Here is a 24,512-nt window from a genome sequence, read left to right on the forward strand (position 1 = left end):
GCTCCTCTCGGGCCGTGGGTGGGGTGGGGCCCCGCCCGGCACCGACGGTGCCGGGCGGGACCCCCGGGATCACAGGCGACGGCCGGGAGCGAGCCGGGTCGGGTCGCCGCCGAGCCGGCCGCTGCCCTTCACCGACGCACCGTCGTTCGCCTTCACGCCCGCCGTGCTGGCGGTGCCGCCGAGCCGGACGATCATCGCGTCGGCGTCCCGGACCAACACGTCCCGGACCTCGGCCTCCGGCACCAGGGTGGCGCCGGAGGCGAGGTTGCGGAAGTCGGTCAACTGCTTGACCGCCTTGGTGTCGTTGCCGGCCGCCTCGGCCTTACGGGCCGCGTCGAGCTTCGCCTTCAACTGCTTGTGCGCGTCGGCCGAGAGCCGCCCGGTCGCCTTGAACCGGTCCAGCAGGTTCTGCATGTCCCGGAACGAGGTGGTGACGAAGAACCGGACCGACGAGGTGGTCGCGTTGCCGGCCTTGTCGGTCGCGGTCACGGAGAGCTCGTGCAGCCCCAGCGGCAGCTCGTACATCGCCTGCAGGGTGCCGCTGGCGTACGGCCGGCCGTCCAACCGGCCGACCACGGTGGCGAGGCCCGACGTCGGGTCCACCGCCTGCCAGGACACCCGGACGTCCTGGCTGTCCCCGTAGAGCTGGCCGTCGGCCAGTCCGGACACCAGCAGCGTCGGCTTCTCGCCGTCGATCCGCACCACCGCCGACTTCAGCGTCTCGGCGTTGCCCGCCTTGTCGGTGGCCCGGTAGAGCAGCTCGTGCGACCCGTCGCCGGTCACCTCGACCGGCTCGGTGTACGGCGTCCACGCGCCGCCGTCCAGCGACCACTCCAGCAGCTCCACCCCGGAACCGGCGTCGGTCGAGGTGAGCACCACGGGAACGGTGCCGGCGTGCCAACCCTCGTCGTTCGCCGGGGCGAACACCGCGGAGCTGACCGGAGCGGTGGCGTCGATCCGGACGGTGACCGTCCTCGTCTCCTCCACGTTGCCGGCCTCGTCGACCGACCGGAACCGCAACTCGTGCTCGCCGTCCCCGGTCACCTGCACCGGGGCGGAGTACGCGGTCCAGGCGGTGGCGGCGTCGAGCTGGTACTCGGTGCGCGCCACCCCGCTGCCGCCGTCGGGGTCGGCGGCGGTCAGCGTGACCGTGACCGGCCCGGTGTGCCACCCCTCGACCGGCGTACCGGACACCTCTGCGGTGGTCACCGGCGCGGTGTCGTCGCCCGCCTCGGTGGAGACCCGGAAGTAGTCGAACGACGCCGTCTTCGACGCGGTCTGGTTGCCGCCGAGGGTGAACAGACCCACCTTCGGCGTCGCGCCGACCGCGGTGTTGGTCAGCTCGGTCAGCGCCGTCCAGGTCGTGCCGTCCGCCGAGTACGAGGCGGTGAAGGTGTCACCGCCGCGGGCCAGCCGCAGGTGCCATACCGATTCGGTCAGGCCGGTCACCTCCGGCTGCGGGCTCTGCACCGCCCCGCCGATCTCGCTGCGGAACTCGATCCGCCGCGTCACCGGCTGCCCCACCTGGTTGTCCGCGATGAAGTCGAACTTCAGGTAGTTGTCGTCGTCGGCGAGCACGATCAGTCCGGCCTGCTGGTACTGCTCGTCCAGCAGGCTGCCGTCGACCTTCGTCTCCAGGGTCCAGTCGCCGGCCGGCGCGGTCTGCAGGATGAAGTTCTCCGGCCCGGTGTTGTCGGTGCCGTAGATGTCACCGTTCGGCACGTCGATCCGCAGCGCGCCACCGGTCACCCGGTAGCCGTTCGGGTCCTCCCGGAGGATCGCGTCCCACCGGCACTTGTCCAGCGCGTCACCGGTGAACTCGTCGGACGGATCGACCGGGCCGGCCGGCGCGTCCGGCGTGACCTGGAACCAGTCGAACGCGGCGTCGACCACCGGCGCGTCGGTGCCGCCGTTGAGCGCGAACAACCCGATCCGCGGGTTCTCGATGCCGGCCAGCTCGGCCGACCGGCCCACCGGGGTGAAGGTCTGCCCGTCGGCGGACATCGCGGCGGTCAGGTTCGTCCCGTCACTGGTCAACCGGAGGTGGATCGTGTCACCCGCCGGGGCTTCGACGTTGTCGGCGGCATCGTTGCGTGGGGTGCCCGCGGTCTCCCGGAGGAACTCCACCCGCCGGCTGCCGTTGTAGAGCAGGTCCACCTTGGCGTAGTTGTCGTCGTCGCCGTAGAGCAGCAGACCGGCCTGCTGATAGGTGGCCGTCACCGGCACCGTCACCCGGGTGGTCACCTGCCAGGCGCCCGAGGGCGCCGGCTGGAGCACCAGGTTGGTGGCGTCGTTGCGGGAGCCGTACAGGTCGCCGACGCCGGTGGGCAGCCGCAGCGCCCCGTCGCCGACCGACAGGAACTGGTTCTCCCGGACCACGCTGGTCCACCGGTCCCGGTCCAACGTGTTGCCGGTGAAGTCGTCCGAGCGCGCCCCGAAGCAGGACGTGTTCGGCGCGTCGACGCGCACCGGGACGGTGGCGTACGACTTCGCACCCTTGCTGTCGGTCACCGTCAGGGTGGCGGTGAAGGCACCGGGGGTGGTGTACGTGTGGGTCGCGTCCAGCGTCGTCGCGGAACCGCCGTCCCCGAAGTCCCACGCGTACGTCAGGGGGGTGTCGCCCTCGGCGTCGGTGGCCGTGCCGTCGAACGCGACGGTGACCGGCGCGGTGCCGGTGGCCGGCGTGGCGGTGGCGGTGACCACCGGCGGTGCGTTCTCGGTGACGCCCCGGCCGAGGAAGTCGGCCCAGTTGACGTTGAACAGCGAACCCGAGCCGCCGGCCGGATCCCGGGCCACGAAGTACAGCGACCCGCTCGCGGCGCCGGTCACCGGTGCCGTGACGTCGGTGTACGTCTGCCAGGCGCCGGTGGCCGGCACGGTGGCGGTGGCGACGACCGGACCGTCCAGCGCGCCGGCGCGTACCTCGATCACGCCGCCGTTGCTCGCCGAGGCGACCCGGAACCGGATCTGGTCGATGTTGGTCAGGTCGGCCGGCACGACCGACCACCAGTCGCCGTCCTCGATGAACGCGATGCTCTGGCCGCCGCCGGCGGTGTCGCTGGCGGTCTCCCGCTGCACGCCGGCGTCGCCGCCGCCGGTGCTGACCGGCGTCCGGCCGGTCGCGGTGAAGTACTCGGCCTGCTTGCGCTTGGGCTGCAACTGCTCGATGTCGCGACCGGTCAGCGCCCCGGCTCCGCCGGCGCCACCGTCGTCGGTGTAGGTGGCCTCGAAGACGGCGAAGACGTTGGCCTCGGCACCGTGCCCGGAGGCCAGCGACGTCTGGACGGTGCCGGTGCAGCCGGTGTGCTGCTCCAGCGGGTGGGCGTGCTCGTCGTGACCGAGCAGCACCTGGAGCTGGACCCGGTCGCAGTCGATCTCCCCGTCCTCCGGGTCGGTGACGGTGATCGTGTAACGGACCTGGTCGCCCCAGTCGAAGAAGCCACCCTCCGGCGGGAACTCGATCTGCACCGTCGGCGCGGTGTTGCCCACGGTGACCGGGACGTTCGCGACCGCCGTACGGCCCTTGGGGTTGGTGACGGTGAGCTGGGCGGTGTAGTTGCCCGCCGTGGCGTACGTGTGTGTCGGGTTGGCCTCGGTGGAGGTCTGTCCGTCGCCGAACGCCCACGCGTAGGTCAGCTCGCCGCCGTCCGGGTCCCGGGAGCCGGAGCTGGAGAAGGTCACCGTCAGCGGGGCCGGCCCGGAGGTCGGCTCGGCGCTGGCCGCCGCGATCGGCGCGCGGTCACCGGCGATGTAGTCGATCCGGTAGACGCCGGAGTTGTCGTTGTTGCCGCCGAAGCCACTGCCCCACTCGATCAGGTAGAGCGCGCCGTCCGGGCCGAACTCGAAGTCCATCGGCCGGATCATGCTCAGCCCGGTGAGCAGCTGGTTGATGTCCACCAACGACTTTCCGTCGGCGGTCACCTGCATGGTGTACATCTTGTTCTGGTTCCACTCGCCGAGCAGCGCCTTGCCGTCGTAGTAGGCCGGCCACTTCCGGTTCGAGTCCAGGTCGGCGTCGTACCGGTAGACCGGGCCACCCATCGGCGCACCACCGCCGCCGATCTCCGGGTACCGCGGGTCGGCGGCGTATCCGTAGTCGACGGTGGCCGGGATCGCCGGCGGCAGGTCGGTCAGACCGGTGTTGTTGGGCGAGTTGTTCACCGGGGCGGCGCAGTCGAACTTGGCACCGCTCGGCCCGGACGGGAACGGATAGTCGTTGTATGCCTCGTTCGTCCCGGTGCAGTACGGCCAGCCGTAGTTGCCCGGTGCGCCGACGATGTTCCACTCCACCAGGCCACGGGGACCCCGGTTCGGGTTGTCCGCGTTGGCGTCCGGCCCGTAGTCGGCGACGTAGAGGGTGTCGGTCTGCGGGTCGATGCCGATCCGGAACGGGTTGCGGAAGCCCATGCCGTAGATTTCCGGCCGGGTCTTCTCGGTCCCCGGCGCGAAGAGGTTGCCCGCCGGGACGGTGTAGGTGCCGTCGTCCTCCGGGTGGATCCGGAGGACCTTGCCGCGCAGGTCGTTGGTGTTGCCCGAGGTGCGCTGGGCGTCGTAGTCCTGCCGGCCGGGTCGCTCGTCGATCGGCGTGTACGCGCTCGACTCGAACGGGTTGGTGTTGTCACCGGTGGCCAGGTAGAGGTTGCCGTCGGAGTCGAAGGCCATGCTGCCGCCGGCGTGGCAGCACGTGTTGCGCTGGGTGTCGACCCGCAGCACCTCCTTCTCGCTGGCCAGGTCGATGCTGTCCCCGGTCACCGTGAACCGGGACAGCAGGTTGCGGGCGATCCCGTCGTTCGGCGCGTAGTACAGGTAGACCCAGTTGTTGGTGGCGAAGTCCGGGTCGAGCCGGATGCCGATCAGGCCGTCCTCGTTGCCGGTGAAGACGTCCAGGTCGACGGCGGTGACCGTGTTGCCGGTGTCCGGCTTGACGATCTGCACCCGCCCGTCGCGCTCCACGTAGAAGACCCGTCCGTCCGGCGCGACGTCCAGCTCCATCGGGTTGCTGGTGTTGCTGTCCAGCGTCACCTTCTCGAAGCTCTCGGTCAGCGAGGCGCCGCAGTCGGCGTCCTGCGCCCCGGCGGCGGTCCGGATGCCGCCGAGCAGGTGGGTCAGGAACTGCGGCTCGGCGTACGACTCGCGGGTGTGCCCGGCGCCGGTGTACCAGGCGCGGCCACCGTCGTAGTCCTGGCACCAGGCGATCGGGTGGTCGGCGCCCATCGCGCCGGCCCCCGGCGCGTAGCTCTTCTCGTCCAGGCTGGCCAGCACGTGCACGTCGCCGCGCGGGTTGGACTGGAAGTTGTACCACTCGTCGAAGCGGGACCAGCGCTCCGGCAGGCCGGCGGTGGACGGGTGGGCCGGGTCCTCGACCTTGATGGTGGCCTGCTGGTTGGCCGGGTGGCTGGCGAAGTACGCGCCGACCAGCTCGCCGTACCAGGCCCAGCTGTACTCGGTGTCCGAGGCGGCGTGGATGCCGGCGTAGCCACCGCCGGCCCTGATGTAGCGCTCGAACGCGGCCTGCTGGTCGGGGTTGAGCACGTCGCCGGTGGTGGAGACCCAGACGACGGCCTGGTAGTTCGCCAGGTTCTCGTCGGTGAACGCGCCGGCGTCCTCGGTCGCGTCGACGGTGAAGCCGTTCTCCGCGCCGAGCTGCTGGATCGCGGCGACGGCGGTGGGGATGGAGTCGTGCCGGAAGCCGGCGGTCTTGGAGAACACCAGGACCGAGAACGGGTCGGCGGCGGCGTTCGGGGCGGGGGCCGCCAGCGGCGCGGCCTGGGCGGTACGGGTGGCCGGCGCGGCCTGCGCGGCGGGCGCGCCGACGAGCGCGGACGTGGCGAGGCCGAAGGCGAGCAGTGCGGCGGTGAAGGGTCTGCGGGCACGGCGGGGTAGGGACACTCCGGTCTCCTTTGTCCTGGTGGACAGGGGTCGCGGGGGCCGGCTCGCCGAAGACCGTCCCGGATGGAGCCGGTCGGACGCTGTGTCAGGGCGCCCGTTCCGGCATTATGTCGAATCGCTGAACAAATTAATCTCGGTAGATGCCTCGGGGGCAAGCCTTGGCAACATAACGTTTCGGCAACGACGGCCGACATTCCCCTCAGGACAGTGCAAAGCCCTCGATGCCCACGGGTAAGGAAGGGCCCCCTGTTAACGCCTCCGGTAGAGGAAGGGCCCCTTCTTAACGCCGGGGCGGCCCCGAGACCCGGGTTGGCAGCCCGGCCGATCTGCCGTACGGTGACAGCCAAGTGACCCACGGGAGCCCGGTGTACCGGGCTGAGAGGGGGGCTGTGAGCCCCCGACCGTCGAACCTGATCCGGGTAATGCCGGCGCAGGGAGGAGAGTTGCCGTGCCGTCCCTGGGACGACTGCATCTGATCACCGACACCCGGCCCGGCCGGGACCCGCTCGCCGTGCTGCGCGCCGCCCTGCCGGTGGCCCGTACCGAGCTGGTCGTCCAGGTCCGGGTGCTCGACGACGCCACCGACCGGGAGGCGTACGACCTCGCCTGTCGGATCGTCGCGATGTGCGCGACCTACGGTGCGACCTGCCTGGTCAACGACCGCCTGCACGTGGCCCTGGCTGCCGGCGCGGGCGGTGGGCACGTCGGTGCCGGCGACCTGCCGGTGGACGCCGCCCGCCGGGTGCTCGGCCCGACCGCGGTGCTCGGCGCCACCTCGCGCGAGCCGGTGACCGCCGCCGCCGCGGTCGCCGCCGGTGCGACCTACCTCGGCGTGGGGCCCTACCGGTCAACGACGACCAAGGACGGCCTGCCGCCGGCGATCGGGGTGGCGGGGGTGCGGGCCGTCGCCGAGGCGGTCCCGGTGCCGGTCATCGCCATCGGCGGCGTCACGGTCGCGGACGTGGCCGCGCTGCGCGCCGCCGGGGCGTACGGGGTGGCGGTGGTCGGTGCGCTCTCCGGTGCGGCCGATCCGGCCCGCGCCACGGCGGAGCTGCTCGGGGCGCTGACGTGTTAAGCGGGGGCCCTTCCTCTACCGCAGGCGTTAATGGGGGGCCCTTCCTTACACCGGATGTGGCGGTGGTGGGGGCGGGGCCGGTCGGGCTGGCGATCGCGTGGCGGTGTGCCGCGCGCGGGCTGCGGGTCGTGGTGCACGATCCGGCGCCCGGGTCGGGGGCCTCGTGGGTGGCCGCGGGGATGCTCGCCCCGGTCGCCGAGGCGTACTTCGGCGAGCACGAGCTGACCGGTCTGCTCACCGCGTCGGCCGCGCGCTGGCCGGCCTTCGCCGCCGAGCTGACCGAGGCGACCGGCGCCGACCTCGGGTACCGCACCGACGGCACCCTGCTGGTCGGGCTCACCGCCGACGACCTGGCCGAGGCGCGGCGACTGTGGGCGTACCAGCAGGGACTCGGGCTGCCGGTGACCCCGCTGCGCCCCTCGGAGCTGCGCGACCGCGAACCGGCGCTGGCCACCCGGGTCCGCGGCGGCGCGTTCGCCCCCACCGACCACCAGGTCGATCCGCGCCGCCTGGTCGCGGCGCTGCGTACCGCGGCCGTCCGGGCCGGCGCCACCCTGGCGCCCAGCGCCGTCGATCGGCTGTCCGACCTGGACGCCGGGGTCACCGTGGTCGCCGCCGGCTGCGGCGCCGCCGCGCTCGCCGGGCTGCCGGTCCGGCCGGTGAAGGGCCAGGTGGTCCGGCTCCGCGCGCCCGGCGGCGTCGCGCCGGGCTTCCGGCACGTGATCCGGGGGTACGCCGACGGCGAGCACGTCTACCTCGTCCCGAGAGTCGACGGCGAGGTGGTGGTCGGGGCGACCGTCGAGGAGCGCACCGACACCACCGTCACCGCCGAGGCGGTGCTGCGACTGCTCCGCGCCGCCGTGGACCTGCTGCCGGAACTGGCCGGGTACGACCTGGTCGAGACGGTCGCCGGGCTGCGTCCCGGCACCCCGGACAACGCCCCGATCCTCGGCCCGCTGCCCGGCCGGCCCGGCGTGCTGGCCGCCACCGGCCACCACCGGCACGGCATCGTGCTCACCCCGGTCACCGCCGACCTGATCGCCGACCTGATCACCACCGGGGTGGCGGACCCGCTGCTCGCCCCCTTCACCCCGGACCGGTTCACCACCGAGGAGGGAAATCCGTGGAACTGACCGTGAACGGCGCCGGCCGGACCCTGCCCGGCGGCGCCACCGTCGCGGACCTGGTCCGCGCGGTCACCGACCAGCAGCGCGGCCTGGCGGTCGCGGTGAACGGCGAGGTGGTGCCCCGGACCGGCTGGCCGGCGACCGTGCTGCGGGACGGCGACCGCGTCGAGGTGCTCAGCGCCGCCCAGGGCGGGTGAGCGCGGTGACCTTCGACCTGGGCGGCGTGACCTTCACCTCCCGCCTCGTGCTCGGCACCGGCGGCGCGGCCAACCTGCACGTCCTGGAGCGGGCGATCCGGGCCTCCGGCACCGAACTGGTGACCCTCGCGCTGCGCCGGGTGGACACCGCACCGGGCACCGCCGGCGGACTGCTCGACCTGCTCGACCGCTGCGGCGTACGGCTGCTGCCGAACACGGCCGGCTGCTACACCGCCGCCGAGGCGGTCAAGGTCGCCCACCTTGCCCGGGAGGCGTTCGACACCGACTGGGTGAAGCTGGAGGTGATCGGCGACGAGCGGACGCTGCTGCCCGACGGGGTGGAGACGCTGCGGGCCGCCGAGGACCTGGTCGCCGACGGCTTCACCGTGCTGCCGTACACCTCGGACGACCCGGTCCTGGCCCGCCGGCTGGCCGACGTCGGCTGCGCGGCGGTCATGCCGGCCGGGGCGCCGATCGGCTCCGGGCTGGGCGTGAGCAACCCGCACCACATCCGGCTGATCCGGCAGAGCGTCGACGTGCCGGTCATCCTCGACGCCGGCATCGGCACCGCCTCCGACGCCGCGCTGGCCATGGAACTCGGCTGCGACGCGGTGTTGCTGGCCAGCGCGGTGACCCGGGCCGCCGACCCGCAGGCGATGGCCACCGCGATGCGGTACGCGGTCCAGGCCGGCCGGCTCGCGTACGGTGCCGGGCGGATCGAGCGCCGCTTCCACGCGCTCGCCTCCACCCCCGACGAGGGCAGGCCGGACCTGTGACGCGACCCGGTCTGCTCGCACCCGACCCGGGACCGACGGGCGTCGGGCCCGCCGGGGTGGTGGTCCTGACCGACCGACGCCTGGCGCGGCGGCCGCTGGTCGAGGTGGTCGCGGCGGCCGTCGCCGGGGGAGTGCGGTGGGTGGTGCTCCGGGACAAGGACCTGCCCCGGTCCGAGCGGGCCGCCCTCGCCGCGGACCTGCGCGCGGTCCTCACCGAGGCGGGCGGGACGCTGGTCGTCGCCGGCCCCGACCCGCTCGACGGCGACGCCGTCCACCTGCCCGCCGCCGGCCCGTACCCGCCGCCGCGCCTGCGGCTGGTCGGCCGCTCCTGCCACGATCCGGCCGAACTGGCCCGGCTGACCACCGAGGACTACGCCGTCCTCTCGCCGGTCTGGCCCACCCGGACCAAACCCGGCTACGGCCCGCCCCTGCGACCGGCCGGACTGCGCGCGCTGATCCGGGTCTGCCCCGTTCCGGTGCTGGCCCTCGGCGGCATCGAGCGGCCCGACCAGGTGCGGGACTGCGTCGAGGCGGGTGCGGCCGGGGTGGCGGTGCTCGGCGCGATCATGCGCGCCACCGACCCCGCCGAGACGGCGACCACGCTGGGCAGCGCCTTCCGGGACGCGGCCACCACCGAGGGGAAACCGTGACACCCACGACCGTTCTCACCATCGCCGGCTCGGACTCCGGCGCCGGCGCCGGCATCCAGGCCGACCTGAAGGTCTTCGCCGCCCTCGGCGCGTACGGCACCAGTGTGCTCACCGCCGTGACCGCGCAGAACACCCGGGGTGTGGACGCCGTCCTGCCGCTGCCGCCACGGACGGTCACCGACCAGCTCGACAGCGTGCTCGTCGACTTCACCGTCCGCGCGGTCAAGACCGGGATGCTGGGCAGCCCGGCCGTCGCCGAGGTGGTGGCCGAGGCGGCCCGGAACGGGCGGCTGCCGCACCTCGTCGTCGACCCGGTGCTGGTCGCCACCAGCGGGCACCCGCTCGGCGTGGTGGCGGCGGTGGAGCGGTTGCTGCCGTACGCCGAGGTCGTCACGCCGAACTGCGCGGAGGCCGCCGCCCTCACCGGAGGGCCGGTGACCACGGTCGAGGAGATGGTGGCCGCCGCCGAGGCCCTGGTGGCCGCCGGGCCGGCGTACGTGGTGGTCACCGGCGGTGACGTCGACGCCGACGGCGAGGCGGTCGACGTGCTCTGCGGTGGGGGCAGCACCACCCTGCTGCGGGCGCCCCGGGTGCCCACCTTGCACAACCACGGGACGGGGTGTTCGTTCTCGGCGGCGATCGCCGTCCGGCTCGCCCTGGGCGAGCCGGTGCCGGTCGCGGTCACCGCCGCCAAGGAGTACGTCACCCGGGCGCTGACCGGCGCCCGGGACTGGGAGTTGGGCGCGGGTCACGGCCCGCTGGACCACTTCGGTTGGTCCGCTTGAGCGACAGGGAGGCTGTCATGCAGGCACGTCGCAAGGTCTACGTCGAGGGATCCCGACCGGACGTCCGGGTGCCGTTCGCCGAGGTGGACCTGGCCGGGGACAACCCGCCGGTCCGGCTCTACGACACCTCCGGCCCGGGTTCCGACCCGGAGGTGGGGTTGCCGCCGCTGCGCGGCGGGTGGATCGCCGACCGGGGGGACGTCGCGCCGGTACGCGGTGCGGGCACCCCGCTGGCCGGGGTGGACGGACGGCGGGCGACGCAGCTCGCGTACGCCCGCGCCGGCGTGGTCACGCCGGAGATGGAGTTCGTGGCGATCCGGGAGGGGGTCGAGCCCGAGTTCGTCCGGGACGAGATCGCGGCCGGTCGGGCGGTGCTGCCGCTCAACGTCAACCACCCGGAGTGCGAGCCCGCGATCATCGGCAAGGCGTTCCTGGTGAAGGTCAACGCCAACATCGGCACCTCGGCGGTCACCTCCTCGGTCGCCGAGGAGGTGGAGAAGCTGACCTGGGCCACCCGCTGGGGCGCGGACACGGTGATGGACCTGTCCACCGGCAAGCGGATCCACGAGACCCGCGAGGCGATCGTGCGGAACTCGCCGGTGCCGATCGGCACCGTGCCGATCTACCAGGCGCTGGAGAAGGTCGGCGGTGACCCGGTGAAGCTGAGCTGGGAGGTCTTCCGGGAGACCGTGATCGAGCAGGCCGAGCAGGGCGTGGACTACATGACCGTGCACGCCGGTGTGCTGCTGCCGTACGTGCCGCTGGCCGTGGACCGGGTGACCGGCATCGTCTCCCGGGGCGGCTCCATCATGGCGGCCTGGTGCCTGGCGCACCACGAGGAGAACTTCCTCTACACGAACTTCCGCGAGCTGTGTGCGCTGCTCGCGGCGTACGACGTGACGTTCTCCCTCGGTGACGGGCTGCGGCCCGGCTCCATCGCGGACGCCAACGACGCGGCACAGTTCGCCGAACTGCGCACCCTCGGTGAGCTGACCAAGGTCGCCTGGGAGTACGACGTCCAGGTGATGATCGAGGGTCCCGGGCACGTGCCGATGCACAAGATCAAAGAGAACGTGGACCTCCAGCAGGAGTGGTGCCACGAGGCGCCCTTCTACACGCTCGGGCCGCTGACCACCGACATCGCGCCGGCCTACGACCACATCACCTCGGCGATCGGCGCCGCGATGATCGGCATGTTCGGCACCGCCATGCTCTGTTACGTCACCCCGAAGGAGCACCTCGGCCTGCCGGACCGGGACGACGTGAAGGCGGGCGTGATCGCCTACAAGATCGCCGCCCACGCGGCCGACCTGGCAAAGGGACACCCGGGGGCGCAGGCGTGGGACGACGCGCTCTCCAAGGCGCGCTTCGAGTTCCGGTGGGAGGACCAGTTCAACCTGTCGCTGGACCCGGAGACCGCGCGGTCGTACCACGACGCGACGCTGCCCGCCGAGCCGGCGAAGACCGCGCACTTCTGCTCGATGTGCGGGCCGAAGTTCTGCTCGATGAAGATCACCCAGGAGTTGAAGGAGTATGCCGCCCGCGGCATGAAGGACAAGTCCGACGAGTTCCTCGCCGCCGGAAGCCGGGTCTACCTGCCGCTGGCCTGATCCAGCGCCGTCCCGTGCGTCTGGCCCGCGGTCCGGCGTGTCGTCCTCCAGAAGGCAGGAGATGTCGTTGGCTTATTTCTGCCGGACATGAATATGTCTGACAGAAATAAGCCAAGCCTGTCTCCTGCCGGTCGGGTCGGGTCGTCAGTCGCGGTGGTGCCGGCCGCTTGAGCGCAGCGAGCGACGGCCGCTCTCCTGCTCCGGCTCGTTGTCGGGCAGCGGCTTGCTCAGCCCGGCGACCCAGTCCACGAACTCTTCGTCCTTCGCCGGCAGGTGCCCGCCCTCGCGTTCCGGCGCAGGGGCGGCCCCCTGCTCGGTACGCCCCTTGCGGCGGAACAACCCACGCCGGCCGCGCGTCCGGCCGGCCGGCTTCTCGGGGTCGGTGCCCTGCGACGGTCCGGCGGCGGTGCCGTCCGAGGCGGCGGCAGCGTCCGCCGAGTCCGAGCCCACGACGCCGGGAAGACCGGCATCCTGCGCCGAACCGGTAGAGCCGGGGAGACCGGCCTCGTGTACCGGGCCGGGCGTGTCGGCCGGCGGCACCGCTCCGGCGGCGTCGGGTTTGCCGGCCGGTCGCGCCCCTGCGGGGGTACCGACGGTTCCGGCACGCCGCGCGGTGGCGAAGGCGTCCCAGGTCGCGGCCCGGCTCAGGTCCGGCAGTGGTGCCCGGTGCCGTGGCCGGGGCGGAGGTTCTGGATTCCCGCTCACTGCCGGTCGGTGTGCCGGGTCGGTGAGCGGCGTGGGCGGGGTTCCCACGAGCGGCGGGACGGGGGCGGGTGGCGTCGCCGTGAGTGGCGTGGCCGGGATGGGCGGCGCCAGGGGATTGAGCGGGGCTGGCGGGGTGGGTGGTGGAGCCTGCGGGGTGGGCGGCGGGTTGAGCGGTGCCGGTGCACCGGCTTCGGACACGTCACGGACGGGCGCGATCCGCTTCGATCGTGCGGATCGGGCCGGCGGCGTCTTCGGGGCGCCCACGGTCGGTTCCGGGTCGTCCCCGGTCGCTACCGACCCGGCATTCAGCGTGGCGTCGGCGGTCGGCGTCCGATCGGCGGTCCGTGCGTCGTCGGAAGAGGGTGTGGGGTCGGGGGGTGCCGTCCGTTCCGGCCCGGAGCCGTCCGGCGTCCGGGTGGTGGTGGTCGGTACCTCGTCGGGACGGGGCGTGGCCTCGGTGTCCTGGCCCGATGTGGTGGTCCGGGTCGAACCGGCGGTCGGCACCGCGGCGGGGCGCGGGGTGGTGGGCGGTGCGGACACCGTGGAGACGGCACCGGGGATCGTGCCGGATCCGAGCGGTTCTTCCGGATCGAGGAGGCCCGGCGTTCCGGTGCCGTCCACCGACTCCGTGGTCGCCGTCAGCTCGGTGGTCGTCGTGGGCTCCGGCGATGCGGTGTTTTCCGGCGCCGGGCGGGAGCGCCGAGCCTTCGGTGCCGGTGCCGGTGCCGGTGCCGGCGTCGGTGCCGGCGTCGGTGCCGGTGCGGGGGTCGCGCTCGGCCAGTCCCAGTGGACCGGCGGCGTCGCGCCGGGGCCGGCGGAGCGGGCGGCGGGCGGGTGGGGCGTACCGCGATCCTGGCCGCCGACGGCGGTCGGGGCCGGTCCGTCGCGGAAGGGCGCGACGAGCGTGGTGGCGGAGGGTGAGGTCGCTGGCGTGAGGTCGGAGGCCGTGATGTCGGAGGCCGTGGTGTCGGAGGCGGTGCCGTCGGACGACGTGTTCGCCGACGCGGTGGTCGACGGCAGGGCCGGGCCGGCGGGCAGGGCCCGGAGGACCTCGGTCGGCTCGATCGCGGTGCTCGTCGCCCGGCTCGGCACGAGGGGCCAGCGCAGCAACGCGGCGGCGGCCGAGCCGAGGGCGCCGACCGCGACGGCGATCAGCGCGCCGTAGTACGGGGTGGCCTGGTAGCGGTCGATGGCGTCACCCGGGCTCGCGGTCAGGTAGGCGAAGGCGACCATTACCGGACCCGCCACGCCGGTCGCACCGCTGATCAGCGGTGGGTGTCCCCGCCAGCGCGCCAGCCCGCCGCTGGCGGCGCCGGCGAGCAGGGCCACCAGCGGAAGGACGAGGATGGACAGCCGCTGGGCCGCGTCGGGATCGAGCCAGGACGGCTCCAGCACGCCGAGTCGTACCGTGGACAGCGGGCCGGACCGGAGCAGGTCCGGCGCGGCCGAGACCAGCGCGAGCAGCCACACCGCGGCGGCGACCAGCGCCATGTTCCAACCGGCCGGCGGTCGCAGCAGGACGGCCGTGGCGGCGCCCGCGCCGACCACCGCGCCGGCCGTGGCGCAGATGGCGACCGCCCACACCGGGTCGACCGAGATCAGCTCGGCGGCCCGCGCGGGTCGCATGCACAGCGGTGCGACGACGGTGCCGCCCAGCGCGGCGGCGGCGGCCACCGCGACCGGCCGTGCCGTCCCGGTCAGCAGCCCGTCGCGGCGGGCCAGGCGCTCGGTGAGCACGGCGCCGGCGACGGCGGCGTTCGCCGCGAACCAGCCCGCCCAGACGAGCTGCGCCGGCCACTGGTTGACGCTCCCACCGGTGAAGCTGCCGTCGAGGCGGACGATGCCGAAGCCGAACGCGATGCCGAGCTGGCCGGCCCCGGCCAGCAGGCTCACCCCGAGCGCGGTGAGCAGCAGTCTGCCCCAGGTCCGAAAGGCCATGTCCGGCACGTTACGCACCGGGTGCGGCCGACCGCCACCGGCGCGCCGTGCGGCGTGGCGACACCGCCCCCGGCGGGTCTACTTGAGTTCGACCAGCCGGGCCAGGTAAGTGGTGTCGCCGACGTTGGTGAGCGTGTGCACGGCTCCCGGGTCCCGGTAGACCACGCCTCCGGTCGGCTCGTCCGCGTCGATCCGGGTGCCGTCCACGGTCTGCACGACGTTCTTCGCGCCCTGCACCGCCACCACCAGGTACGGGTGGTCGTGCCGGTGCAGCGGCTGACGCTCGCCCGGCTCCAGGCGGATGTGCCACACCCGGATCCGGTCGTTCTCGTACACGATCTCCTGGCCCACCGGCCCGAGGTCGAGCGGCGTGTCGGTCATCGGACTCCGTCCAGGTGGGGGAGCACCTCGGCGGCGACGAGCTCCAGGTGGTCGAGGTCGGCGAGGTCGATCAGCCGCAGGTGGACCCGGGTGGCGCCGATCGCGGCGAACTCCCCGATCCGCTCGACGAGCTGCGCGGGCGAGCCCACCACCGGGTCCTCCGGCGGCAGGGCGCTCTTCTCGTGCAGCGGGGCGGCCCGGCGTCGCGCCTCCGCGTCGGTACGGCCGATCGCCACCACGATCCCGGCGGAGAGCACCAGCGGCGCGCGCCCGCTCCCGGTCCGTCCGGTGCGGTCGCACGCCTCCCGCACCCGGTCGTACGCCGCGGCGGTCTCCTCGACCGATTTGAAGGGCATGTTGAACTCGTCGGCGTACCGGGCGGCCAGTTCCGGGGTGCGCTTCGGGCCCCGCCCGCCGACGATCACCGGTGGCCCGGGCACCTGCACCGGCTTCGGCAGCGCCGGCGCGTCCTGGAGCCGGTAGTGGTCGCCGGTGTAGCTGAACGTCCCGCCCGACGGGGTGCCCCAGAGGCCGGTCACGATCTCCAACTGCTCGGCCAGCCGGTCGAACCGCTCGCCGACGCCCGGAAACGGGATGCCGTACGCGGTGTGCTCACGCTCGTACCATCCGGCGCCGATGCCCAGCTCGACCCGGCCGCCGCTCATCTGGTCGACCTGGGCGACCATCACCGCGAGCGGACCGGGCATCCGGAACGTGGCGGAGCTGACCAGGGTGCCGAGCCGGATGCGACTGGTCTCCCGGGCCAGCGCGGCCAGGGTCAGCCAGGCGTCGGTCGGACCCGGCAGCCCCGGATCGTCGCCCATCGCCCGGTAGTGGTCGGCGCGGAGGAAACCCTCGTACCCCGCCGCCTCGGCCGCCAGGGCGAAGCGGAGCTGGTCGTCGTAGCTGGCACCGCGGTGCGGTTCGGTGAACACCGACACCCGCATGGTCATCGTCCCTCCGCGCCGACGCCGGCCGGCAGGTCCTGTTCCATCAGAAGCTCGTGCAGGTCGGCACTGACCCGGGCGACGTCGGCGAGGTGCGCGTTGCGGCCGAGGGTGCGGGGTCGGGGAATGGTGACGTCGACGACCTTGCGGATCCGTCCCGGTCGTGGGCTGAGGACGACCACCCGGTCGGCCAGCAGCACCGCCTCGTCGATCGAGTGGGTGACGAAGACGACCGTGGCCGAGGTCTCCATGTGCACCCGCTGGAGTTCGCCGGACAGTTCCTCGCGCGTGAGCGCGTCGAGCGCGGAGAACGGCTCGTCCATCAACATCACCCGGGGCTCGCCGATCAGCGACCGGCACAGCGAGACGCGCTGCTGCATGCCGCCGGACAGCTCGTGCGGGAGGCGCTTCTCGAAGCCGGCCAGGCCGGCGAGGTCGAGCAGCGCGCGGGCCCGCTCCCGGTGCTCCCTGCGCTTCCAGCCGAAGATCTCCACCGGCAGCAGGACGTTGTCGAGCACGGTGCGCCAGGGGAGCAGGGCCGGCCGCTGGAAGAGCATGGCGATGTCCGGCCGGGGCCGGGTGATCGGCGTACCGGCGACGGCGATCTCACCGGCGGTCGTCGGCAGCAGCCCCGCGATCAGCCGCAGCAGTGTTGACTTGCCGCAGCCCGAGCGGCCGACGACGGCGACGAACTCGCCCTCGGCGACGTCGAGGTCGATGCCGCGCAGCGCCTCCACCCGGCCACCGCGGCCGTCGAAGGTGCGGGACACCCCGGACAGACGGATCATCTCCGGCGTGCCTCCCTGATTCGTCAGTCAGCGATTCGCCGCACAGGCTATCCGTCTCGTCTCCGTATCGCACGGTCCGGGGTGGACACGAGTTGTTTCCGTTCCGAAACCGGATACGCCTGGTGTCGCAACTGCGGGTTTCTCGTACGCTGTGCCCGCGAAGAGTCCCCTCACGACGGTGGTGCCGGCTTCCCCCCGCGCGGACGCCACCAGACAACCCCGCCGGGACGCCCCCCAGGCCCCGGTCGGAAAGGACAAGGTGCACAGATGAGAAGGCTGACCCGCACGGTCGCCGCGGCCACCCTGGCCACCGCCCTCGCCCTGGTCGCGGGCTGCAGCAGCGGCTCGGACTCGGAGTCGCCCAAGGGCGGCGACGGCAAGGCGATGGAGAAGGTGACCTACCTCACCTCCTTCGGCAACTTCGGCCGCGACTCGTACGCCTGGGTCGCCAAGGAGAAGGGCTACTTCTCCGAGGCCGGGTTCGACGTCGAGATCAAGCCGGGCCAGGGCACCGGTACGGTCATCACGAACATCGTCGGCGGTCAGGCCCAGTTCGGCCCGATCGACCTCACCGGTGGTCTGCTCCAGTTCGGCAACGGGCAGGCGAAGGACTTCGTGGCGGTCGCCGCGATCCAGCAGCGCACGATGGCGGCCATCGCCACGGTCGAGGGCAAGGGCATCGCCTCCCCGAAGGACCTGGAGGGCAAGAAGCTCGCCGACACCCCCGGGTCCGTCGTGCGCAACCTCTTCCCGACGTACGCGCAGCTGGCCGGCGTCGACGTCAACAAGGTGACCTGGGTCAACGGCGAGGCGCAGACCCTGATGGGCACGCTCGCCTCCGGCTCGGTCGACGGCATCGGCCAGTTCGTGGTCGGCCAGCCCACCATCGAGGCGGTCACCAAGAAGAAGGCGGTCGTGCTGCCGTACAGCGACGTGATGCAGGACCTGTACGGCAACGTGCTGATCACGTCCTCGAAGATCGCCAAGGAGAACCCGGAGATGGTCAAGCGGTTCACCGGCGCCCTGATGAAGGGCCTGGAGTACGCGCTGGCCAACCCGGAGGAGGCGGCCGAGATCCTGAAGAAGAACGTGGACGCCACCGTGCCGGCCGCGGCCGCCGCCGAGCTCAAGCTGATGGCCGCGTACGTGCGGTCCAGCAACTCCGGCACCCAGCTGGGCACCCTGGACAGTGGCCGGGTGGCCAAGAGCATCGCGATCCTGCAGGGCGCGGGCGCTCTCAAGTCGAACATCACCCCCGACCAGATCATCGACTTCGGTCTCGCGCCGAAGGCCTGAGCGGTCCGACCGTCGCAAGGGGGTGCGTTCCACCGGTTCCGCCGGTGGGGCGCGCCCCCGCTCTCGTACCGGCCGGAGGGCCGCACGTTCCCAGGAGGATCTCCATGACCGACGTCCGCTCGCCGGAGCCGGCGGTGACGGTCGCCCCGCCCGCGCCCGCCGTGCCTCCGCGGGGTCGCGGCCCGCTGCGGCGGCTCGGCGGCGGCGCCACCACCGTCCTGCTGCCCGTCGCCGGCCTGCTGGTGGCGCTCGGCACGTGGTGGCTGGTGGCCCGTCTGGAACTGGTCCACCCCGCCGCCCTGCCGCCGCCGGGCAGCGTGGTGACCGCGTTCGTCGACCAGCCGGCCCGGATGCTGGAGCACACCTGGGTCACCACCCGGGAGATCCTGTTCGGATTCGCCCTCTCGGCGGCGGCCGGTGTGCTGCTCGGCCTGGCCCTGGCCGCGTCCCGGACGGTGGAGCGGATGTTCACCCCGCTGCTGGTGGCGGTGAACGCGGTACCGAAGATCACCCTCGGGCCGTTGCTGGTGGTGGCGCTGGGTTGGGGTCAGAAGCCGATCCTGACGATGGTGTTCCTGCTCTGCTTCTTCCCGATCGTGCTGTCCACGGCCACCGGGCTGACCACCACCCCGGCCGACCTGGCCGAGCTGGCCCGGTCACTGAACGCGTCGCGTTGGCAGGCGTTCCGCAAGGTGCGGTTCCCGGCGGCGCTGCCGCAGATCTTCGTCGGGCTGAAGGTGGCCATGCCGCTGGCCGCGATCGGCGCGGTGATCGGTGAGTTCCAGGCCGGCGAGGGCGGGCTGGGCTACGTCATCCAGCAGTACGCGGGCATCGGCGACACCGCCACCGCGTGGGCGGCGATCATGCTGGTGGCGCTGGTGAGCATCCTGCTGTACGCCGCCCTGCTGGTGGTGGAGCGGCGGGCCCTGCCCTGGCAGCGGGAGACCACCAGTAGCCGCTGAGTGGACGCGACGGCCCGCCGGAGGAGTCTCCGGCGGGCCGCTCCCGGTGTGGCGTCAGCCGGCCAGTCGCCAGCGGCCGTTGCGGGCGACCAGCACGGTCAGCGCCTGTGGCATCAGACCGGAGTGGTTGTCCGGGGTCATCCGGATCGGACCGGAGAGGCCGTCCAACTGGGAGGTCTCCAGGGCGTCCCGGATGCCGTCGCGGTTCACCTTGCCCGGTTCGCCGCCGGCGCGCAGCGTGGCGTCGGCGATGAGCTGGACGGCGTCCGCGGCGAACGACGAAGATCCGTGGTAGCCGCCGTAGCTGGCGGTGTAGTCCTGGAACCACTGGCGGCGGGCGGCCTTCGCGGGTGTCGTCGCGATCACGTCGTCGATCACCATGGTCTGGGTGAAGATCAGGGTGGCCTGTTCGGTGGCCCGGGCCGAGGCGCCGAGGAACAGGTTGCCGGCGGCGGCGGCGTCGAAGAACAGCGAGCCGGAGAACGTGGCCTCCTGGGCGGCGGTGGCGGCCAGCGCCGCCTGCTCCGGCGAGGTCCACACCAGCAGGGCGTCGGGCTCACCGTCGACCAGCTCACCGACCTGCTGGGTGACCTCGGTGTCGGTGGGACGCACCGCCTGCGCCCGGATCGTGCGGACGCCGGCCTTGGTCAGTTCGCCGCGCAGTGCGGCCAGACCCTCGCGCCCGTAGTCGTCGTCGCTGTGCAGTACGCCGACCTTGCGTACGCCACCCTTGCGGCGCAGTTCACCGGCGAGCGCGGCGGCGTTGTCGGCGGCGTTCGGTGCGACCTTGAACACGTACCGGCGCTCGGCCACCGGGGTGGCCACCGCCCCCGCCGGCGCCAGCGCGATGGTGGGGATCTGCTTCTCGTTGATGGTGCGGACCGCCCCGATCGCGCATTCGTTGCAGCCGCCCATGATGATCGCGCTGACCCTGGAATCGTCGCTGAAGTCGCGGATGTTGCGCAACGACTCGCTCGCGTCGGAGCGGTTGTCCTTCCACCTGAGTTCGATCCGGCGGCCGTTCAACGCGCCGGACGAGTTCAGTTGGTCGATCTTCAGATCCAGTGCCCGCTGGTACGCCTTCCCGACCGGCGCGGCGGTGCCGGAGAGTTCCAGGTCGGCGGCGATGACGATCGGGCTGGTGTCCTGTTCCTCCGCGCCGAACTGGCAGCCGGTGAGCATGGTGGCCAGCACGGCCGATGCGATCGCCGTGGCGGTCGCGGAGCGGATGGGGCTCAACTCAGTCCTCCAGGTGCGGCGCCGGCGCTGCCCGGTCACCGCCGGTTCGTCCGTCCTCAGTGGAGAAACGGGATGGGTCTGCCGTACGGTGTGCGCGAAGCCTGCAAAACCTTGCCAATGGCGGGCGCTGCGGTCAAGCGGGGGCGGCGACGGCTTTTCGGGACACCGATCCCACATCGTGGGGTAACGAAAAGTTTGCAAATGCTCACGCAACTGACATGCGCGACCACTCTGGAGTGAGATGCCCTGTTCACGGCCAGTACGAATTGCAGGTATTGGGTGATGCGGGAAGCCGTTGTACGCCCTCCGACCGTTTCCTGCCTCACTGCGGCTTCCCAAATCAGATCCCGTCTGATGAAATCGCCGCCGTGCCGCGCGTGGCGCTCTCCGCTGCATCAGGCACGGGTCGGCGGGTCAGGCGTGGAAGATACGACGGAGGCGATGTCGTGAGCACCGGACCGACGACCCTGCCCGCCGGCGGCCAGCCCGCCCCGCCGCCGATCGGTGGCCCAACCGCCCCACCGCCCGCTGGCGGCCAGGGCGCGCGGTCCCGGCGACGCCGGCTGCCCCGACTCCGCGATGCCCGGATCCGCTCGAAGCTCGCGCTGATCCTGGTGGTCCCGGTCGCCGCGGTGATCGCGCTGGCCACCGTCCGACTGGTGTCGGTGGGCGAGGGCGCGTACGACGCGACCCGGGCACTGGCGCTGACCGAGCTGTCCATCGACGTCTCGGCGCTCACCCAGGACCTGCACTCCGAGCGGATGGCCGCCGCCGAGTTCCTGGCCGCCACGCGGGCCCAGCCCGACCCGTACAACCTCCGGGTCCGGGCCACCGACGAGCGGGTCCGGGAGTACCGGGCCGAGCGGGACCGGATCGGTGAGCCGCCGGCCGCGCTGGCCGACCGCCTGGCCACCATCGACGACCACCTGGAGACCCTCGACGCCACCCGGCAGCAGGTGCTGGACCGCAAGCAGATGGCGGTCGCCGAGGCGACCCTGCGGTACGGCGTGATCCTCACCGACCTCGTCGCGTACGGCGACGGGTTGGCCCAGCTGCCCGGCGAGGAGAGCCTGGCCGACGCCCGCCGTGCGGTGGCCGCGTTCGCCCGCGCGAAGGCGGCCGTCGCCGAGGAGGAGGCGGTCGTGTTCACCGCGCTCAGCGTCGGCCAGCTCGACGAGGAGCAGTTCTCCTCCTTCGTGGCCACCCTGACCAGCCAGCAGGAGGCGCTGACCGCCTTCTCGCTCGCCGCCGACCCGGCCCAGCGGACGCTGGTGGACAGCACCGTCTCCGGTGACGCGGTGACCCTCGCCGACCGGGTGGCCGGCGACATCACCCGGTCCGTCGGGCAGCGGCCCCCGGTCGCCGCGCGGGAGGCCGTCGCCGCGATCGGCGCCGTCAACGACCTGATGCGGTGGGCCGAGATCCGGCTCCAGGACGAGCTGCTCAGCGACGCCGACCAGGCCCGCTCGGACGTGATCCGGCAGGCGATCGTGGAGTCGCTGCTGGTGCTGCTGACCCTGCTCATCGCGGTCACGCTCGCCGTCGTGCTCGCCCGCTCGCTCAACGAGTCGCTCTACCGGCTGCGCGAGGGTGCCCTCTCGGTGGCCAACCACGACCTGCCGGACGCGGTGCGCCGCCTGCAGCACATCGACACCGTCGGCGACGGCGGCGTGGACGCCATCGTCCAGCAGGTCCGGGACCCGATCAAGCTGGACAACCGGGACGAGGTCGGCCAGGTCGCCAGCGCGTTCAACGTGGTCCACCGCGAGGCGGTCCGGGTCGCGGCCGAGCAGGCCGCCCTGCGGACCAGCGTCTCGGCGATGTTCCTCAACCTGGCCCGGCGTAGTCAGACCCTGGTCGACCGGATGATCGGTGAGCTGGACGCGATCGAGCGCGGCGAGGAGGACCCGAAGCGCCTCGCGCAGCTGTTCGAGCTGGACCACCTGGCCACCCGGATGCGCCGCAACGACGAGAACCTGCTGGTTCTCGCGGGCGCCGACTCGGCCGTGCCGCGCCGCGACGACGCCCTGCTGGTGGACGTGCTGCGGGCCGCGCAGTCCGAGGTGGAGCTGTACAACCGGATCGAGTTCGGCACTGTGGACACCGACATCTCGGTGGCCGCCAACGCGGTCAACGACGTGGTCCGGCTCGTCGCCGAGCTGCTCGACAACGCCACCCGCTTCTCGCCCCCGAACACCACCGTTGTCGCCGACGCCCGGCGGATCCGCGACTACGTCCTCATCCAGGTCGAGGACCGCGGCCTCGGCCTGACCGACGAGCAGATGGACTCGCTCAACCGCCGCCTGGCCGGACCGTCCACGGTGGACGTCGCCGCGTTCCGGCTGATGGGTCTGGCCGTGGTGAGCCGGCTCGCCGCCCGCTACGGCATCCGCGTCGAGCTGCGCCGCAACGTCGAGGGTGGCACGGTGGCGCAGGTGACCCTGCCGGCCACCACCGTCGTGCTCCCCGCCACGCGGGGCCGCGACCAGGCGATCGTCCGTCCGCGCCAGTCGCTACCGGTCGAGCAGACCCCGCTGACCCCGGTGGGCCACGCCGAACCCCTGGCCGGCGCCCGTACCGCCGCGGCGACCCTCACCGACCCCTGGCGGGTCGACCCGCCGGCTCCGTGGTCGGCGACGGGACAGGCCCGGGACACCACGGCGCCGGTGCAGGCCGGTGGGCCGACCCCGGCCCGGGTCCCGGTCGCACCGGCGTTCGCGGGCAGCGGCGGCGTCTCCGTCGGTACGCCGACCGTGGCCTACCCCACCATCGAGCCGCTGCCCCGGCGGGCTGCCGGCGACGCCGGCGAACCGGCCGCACCCGTCCTGCCGGTGGGCCCGGTCGCCGGACCGGTGGCCACCACCCCGTCCGCCGGCCTGGCCGGGGGAGCCAACGGCGGGCACCCCTCGCCCCTGCCCACTGTCGACGGTGGCACCCGCGCGGCCGGGCTGGGCGCCGGCCTGGCCGCCACCGCCCCGCTGGCCCCGGCCGCGCCGGTCGTGTCCCGTTCCGGCCTGCCGGCCGAGGCACCGATCTTCCGGGAGATGGAGGCGGTCTGGTTCCGCTCGCACGGCGACGACGCCACCGCCATCTTCGCCCGGCCGGACTTCGACCAGCCTCCGGCCGCCGCCGCGGCCACCCCGTCGCCGTCGACCGCGGCCACCCGGCCCAAGCTGCCCACCCGGACGCCGGGAACGACGGACACCGCGCCGCCCGCGCAGCCCCCGGCGCAGCCTCCTCCGCCGTCGTACACTCCGCCGGTGAGCCGGAGCACGACGCCGGTCGCGCCGCCGCCGGCGCCCGCACCGGTCGCGCCGCCCGCACCGGTCGCGCCGCCCGCGCCGGCCGACCCGGTGGCCGCGCCGGCCGCCGAGACACCTGCCGCCAGCGAGTCCGCCGACGCCTGGCGGACCGCCGCCGACGAGGGATGGACCCGGGCCAGCAAGGCGGCCGAACCGGCCGCCGCCGGCACCACCCGGTCCGGCCTGCCCAAGCGGGTGCCGCAGGCGCAGTTGGTGCCCGGCGGCATCGAACCCCGGGGTGGCCGGGACCGCAGCCGGCGTACGCCGGACGAAGTACGGGGCCTGCTGTCGGCTTACCACCGCGGCGTGCAGCGGGGCCGGGCGGCCGGCACGGACCAGAACAGCACCTCGACCAAGGAGACGAGCCGATGAACAGGCCAGCGGCCATGCAGGACATGGGTTGGCTGCTCACCAACTTCGCCGACAGCGTGGCGGGGATCGCCCACGTGGTGGCGGTGTCCGCCGACGGGCTGTTGCTCGCCTCCTCCCGGGACCTGCCCGGGGACCGGGCGGACCAGCTCGCGGCGATCACCTCGGGTGTGGTGAGCCTGACCGAAGGCGCCGCGCGGATGTTCAGCGCCGGTGGAGTGCTCCAGACCGTCATCGAGATGGACAGCGGCTACCTCTTCCTGATGTCGATCAGCGACGGGTCGTCGATGGCCGTGCTCGCGGCTCGCAGCTGCGACGTGGGCCAGGTGGGCTACGAGATGGCCCTGCTCGTCGAGCGGGTCGGCGCGGCCCTGGTGCCGCTGCCCCGGGACGCGGTGCGTTCGTAACCGGGGCGCGACGCGGGCCCGCGTCGGCCAGTGACGACAGATCCGGTGCCCACGGGCTCCGGCCGGGGA

Annotated in this window: 17 protein-coding genes and 1 riboswitch; of the genes, 11 read left to right on the forward strand and 6 right to left on the reverse strand. The window is 73.2% G+C overall.

What is annotated here, in order from left to right:
* Positions 1–69: 69 nt before the first annotated feature.
* Positions 70–5,889, reverse strand: coding sequence for a ThuA domain-containing protein (locus tag D7223_RS19135; RefSeq protein ID WP_120729769.1), 5,820 nt, complete (start codon positions 5,887–5,889; stop codon positions 70–72).
* Positions 5,890–6,233: 344 nt separating this feature from the next.
* A riboswitch (TPP riboswitch) is annotated at positions 6,234–6,343 on the forward strand.
* On the opposite strand from D7223_RS19135, the gene D7223_RS19140 reads away from it, so the two are divergent.
* From D7223_RS19140 to thiC, 7 genes are all read left to right on the forward strand, one after another.
* Entirely contained in the window at positions 6,338–6,964 is a 627-nt protein-coding gene (locus D7223_RS19140; RefSeq protein ID WP_120729770.1) for a thiamine phosphate synthase, read from the forward strand. (Overlaps the previous riboswitch by 6 nt.)
* Positions 6,958–8,097: a glycine oxidase ThiO gene (thiO, locus tag D7223_RS19145; RefSeq protein ID WP_186832338.1), complete on the forward strand. Its 1,140-nt coding sequence runs from the start codon at positions 6,958–6,960 to the stop codon at positions 8,095–8,097. The genes D7223_RS19140 and thiO overlap by 7 nt, the downstream gene beginning before the upstream one ends.
* Entirely contained in the window at positions 8,088–8,288 is a 201-nt protein-coding gene (gene thiS, locus D7223_RS19150) for a sulfur carrier protein ThiS (RefSeq protein ID WP_120729772.1), read from the forward strand. Before thiO ends, thiS begins: the two co-directional genes overlap by 10 nt.
* Complete coding sequence (locus tag D7223_RS19155; protein ID WP_120729773.1) at positions 8,285–9,064, forward strand: thiazole synthase; 780 nt, start codon at positions 8,285–8,287, stop codon at positions 9,062–9,064. Before thiS ends, D7223_RS19155 begins: the two co-directional genes overlap by 4 nt.
* A complete protein-coding gene (locus D7223_RS19160) occupies positions 9,061–9,714 on the forward strand; it encodes a thiamine phosphate synthase (protein WP_238162116.1) in 654 nt (217 codons plus the stop codon). Before D7223_RS19155 ends, D7223_RS19160 begins: the two co-directional genes overlap by 4 nt.
* On the forward strand, positions 9,711–10,499 hold the full coding sequence (gene thiD, locus D7223_RS19165) for a bifunctional hydroxymethylpyrimidine kinase/phosphomethylpyrimidine kinase (RefSeq protein ID WP_120729774.1): 789 nt from the start codon (positions 9,711–9,713) through the stop codon (positions 10,497–10,499). Before D7223_RS19160 ends, thiD begins: the two co-directional genes overlap by 4 nt.
* Positions 10,500–10,516: 17 nt before the next feature.
* A complete protein-coding gene (thiC, locus tag D7223_RS19170) occupies positions 10,517–12,109 on the forward strand; it encodes a phosphomethylpyrimidine synthase ThiC (protein ID WP_120729775.1) in 1,593 nt (530 codons plus the stop codon).
* Between the two features lie 144 nt (positions 12,110–12,253).
* Here the strand turns inward: thiC and D7223_RS19175 are convergent, their stop codons facing one another.
* The 4 genes from D7223_RS19175 to D7223_RS19190 all read right to left on the reverse strand — a co-directional run bounded on the left by D7223_RS19175 (position 12,254) and on the right by D7223_RS19190 (position 16,868).
* Positions 12,254–14,752, reverse strand: coding sequence for a hypothetical protein (locus tag D7223_RS19175; protein WP_120729776.1), 2,499 nt, complete (start codon positions 14,750–14,752; stop codon positions 12,254–12,256).
* Positions 14,753–14,830: 78 nt separating this feature from the next.
* Positions 14,831–15,133, reverse strand: coding sequence for a cupin domain-containing protein (locus D7223_RS19180; RefSeq protein ID WP_120729777.1), 303 nt, complete (start codon positions 15,131–15,133; stop codon positions 14,831–14,833).
* A complete protein-coding gene (locus D7223_RS19185; protein ID WP_120729778.1) occupies positions 15,130–16,080 on the reverse strand; it encodes an LLM class F420-dependent oxidoreductase in 951 nt (316 codons plus the stop codon). The genes D7223_RS19180 and D7223_RS19185 overlap by 4 nt, the downstream gene beginning before the upstream one ends.
* 2 nt (positions 16,081–16,082) lie before the next feature.
* On the reverse strand, positions 16,083–16,868 hold the full coding sequence (locus D7223_RS19190) for an ABC transporter ATP-binding protein (protein WP_120729779.1): 786 nt from the start codon (positions 16,866–16,868) through the stop codon (positions 16,083–16,085).
* A gap of 267 nt (positions 16,869–17,135) precedes the next feature.
* On the opposite strand from D7223_RS19190, the gene D7223_RS19195 reads away from it, so the two are divergent.
* Both D7223_RS19195 and D7223_RS19200 read left to right on the forward strand, forming a co-directional pair.
* Positions 17,136–18,164 carry an ABC transporter substrate-binding protein gene (locus tag D7223_RS19195; protein WP_120729780.1) on the forward strand — a complete coding sequence of 343 codons (1,029 nt, stop codon included), beginning with the start codon at positions 17,136–17,138 and terminating at the stop codon, positions 18,162–18,164.
* Between the two features lie 104 nt (positions 18,165–18,268).
* Positions 18,269–19,126: an ABC transporter permease gene (locus tag D7223_RS19200; RefSeq protein ID WP_120729781.1), complete on the forward strand. Its 858-nt coding sequence runs from the start codon at positions 18,269–18,271 to the stop codon at positions 19,124–19,126.
* A 54-nt stretch (positions 19,127–19,180) separates the two neighbouring features.
* Here the strand turns inward: D7223_RS19200 and D7223_RS19205 are convergent, their stop codons facing one another.
* A complete protein-coding gene (locus D7223_RS19205; RefSeq protein ID WP_120729782.1) occupies positions 19,181–20,365 on the reverse strand; it encodes an ABC transporter substrate-binding protein in 1,185 nt (394 codons plus the stop codon).
* 446 nt (positions 20,366–20,811) lie between these two features.
* Here D7223_RS19205 and D7223_RS19210 point away from each other — a divergent pair, with 446 nt between their 5' ends.
* Both D7223_RS19210 and D7223_RS19215 read left to right on the forward strand, forming a co-directional pair.
* Entirely contained in the window at positions 20,812–24,039 is a 3,228-nt protein-coding gene (locus D7223_RS19210; protein ID WP_420330328.1) for a sensor histidine kinase, read from the forward strand.
* Positions 24,036–24,443, forward strand: coding sequence for a roadblock/LC7 domain-containing protein (locus D7223_RS19215; RefSeq protein ID WP_007465177.1), 408 nt, complete (start codon positions 24,036–24,038; stop codon positions 24,441–24,443). Before D7223_RS19210 ends, D7223_RS19215 begins: the two co-directional genes overlap by 4 nt.
* Positions 24,444–24,512: the final 69 nt, after the last annotated feature.

Source organism: Micromonospora endolithica (assembly GCF_003626595.1).
In the GTDB taxonomy this organism is placed as follows: Bacteria; Actinomycetota; Actinomycetes; order Mycobacteriales; family Micromonosporaceae; genus Micromonospora; species Micromonospora endolithica.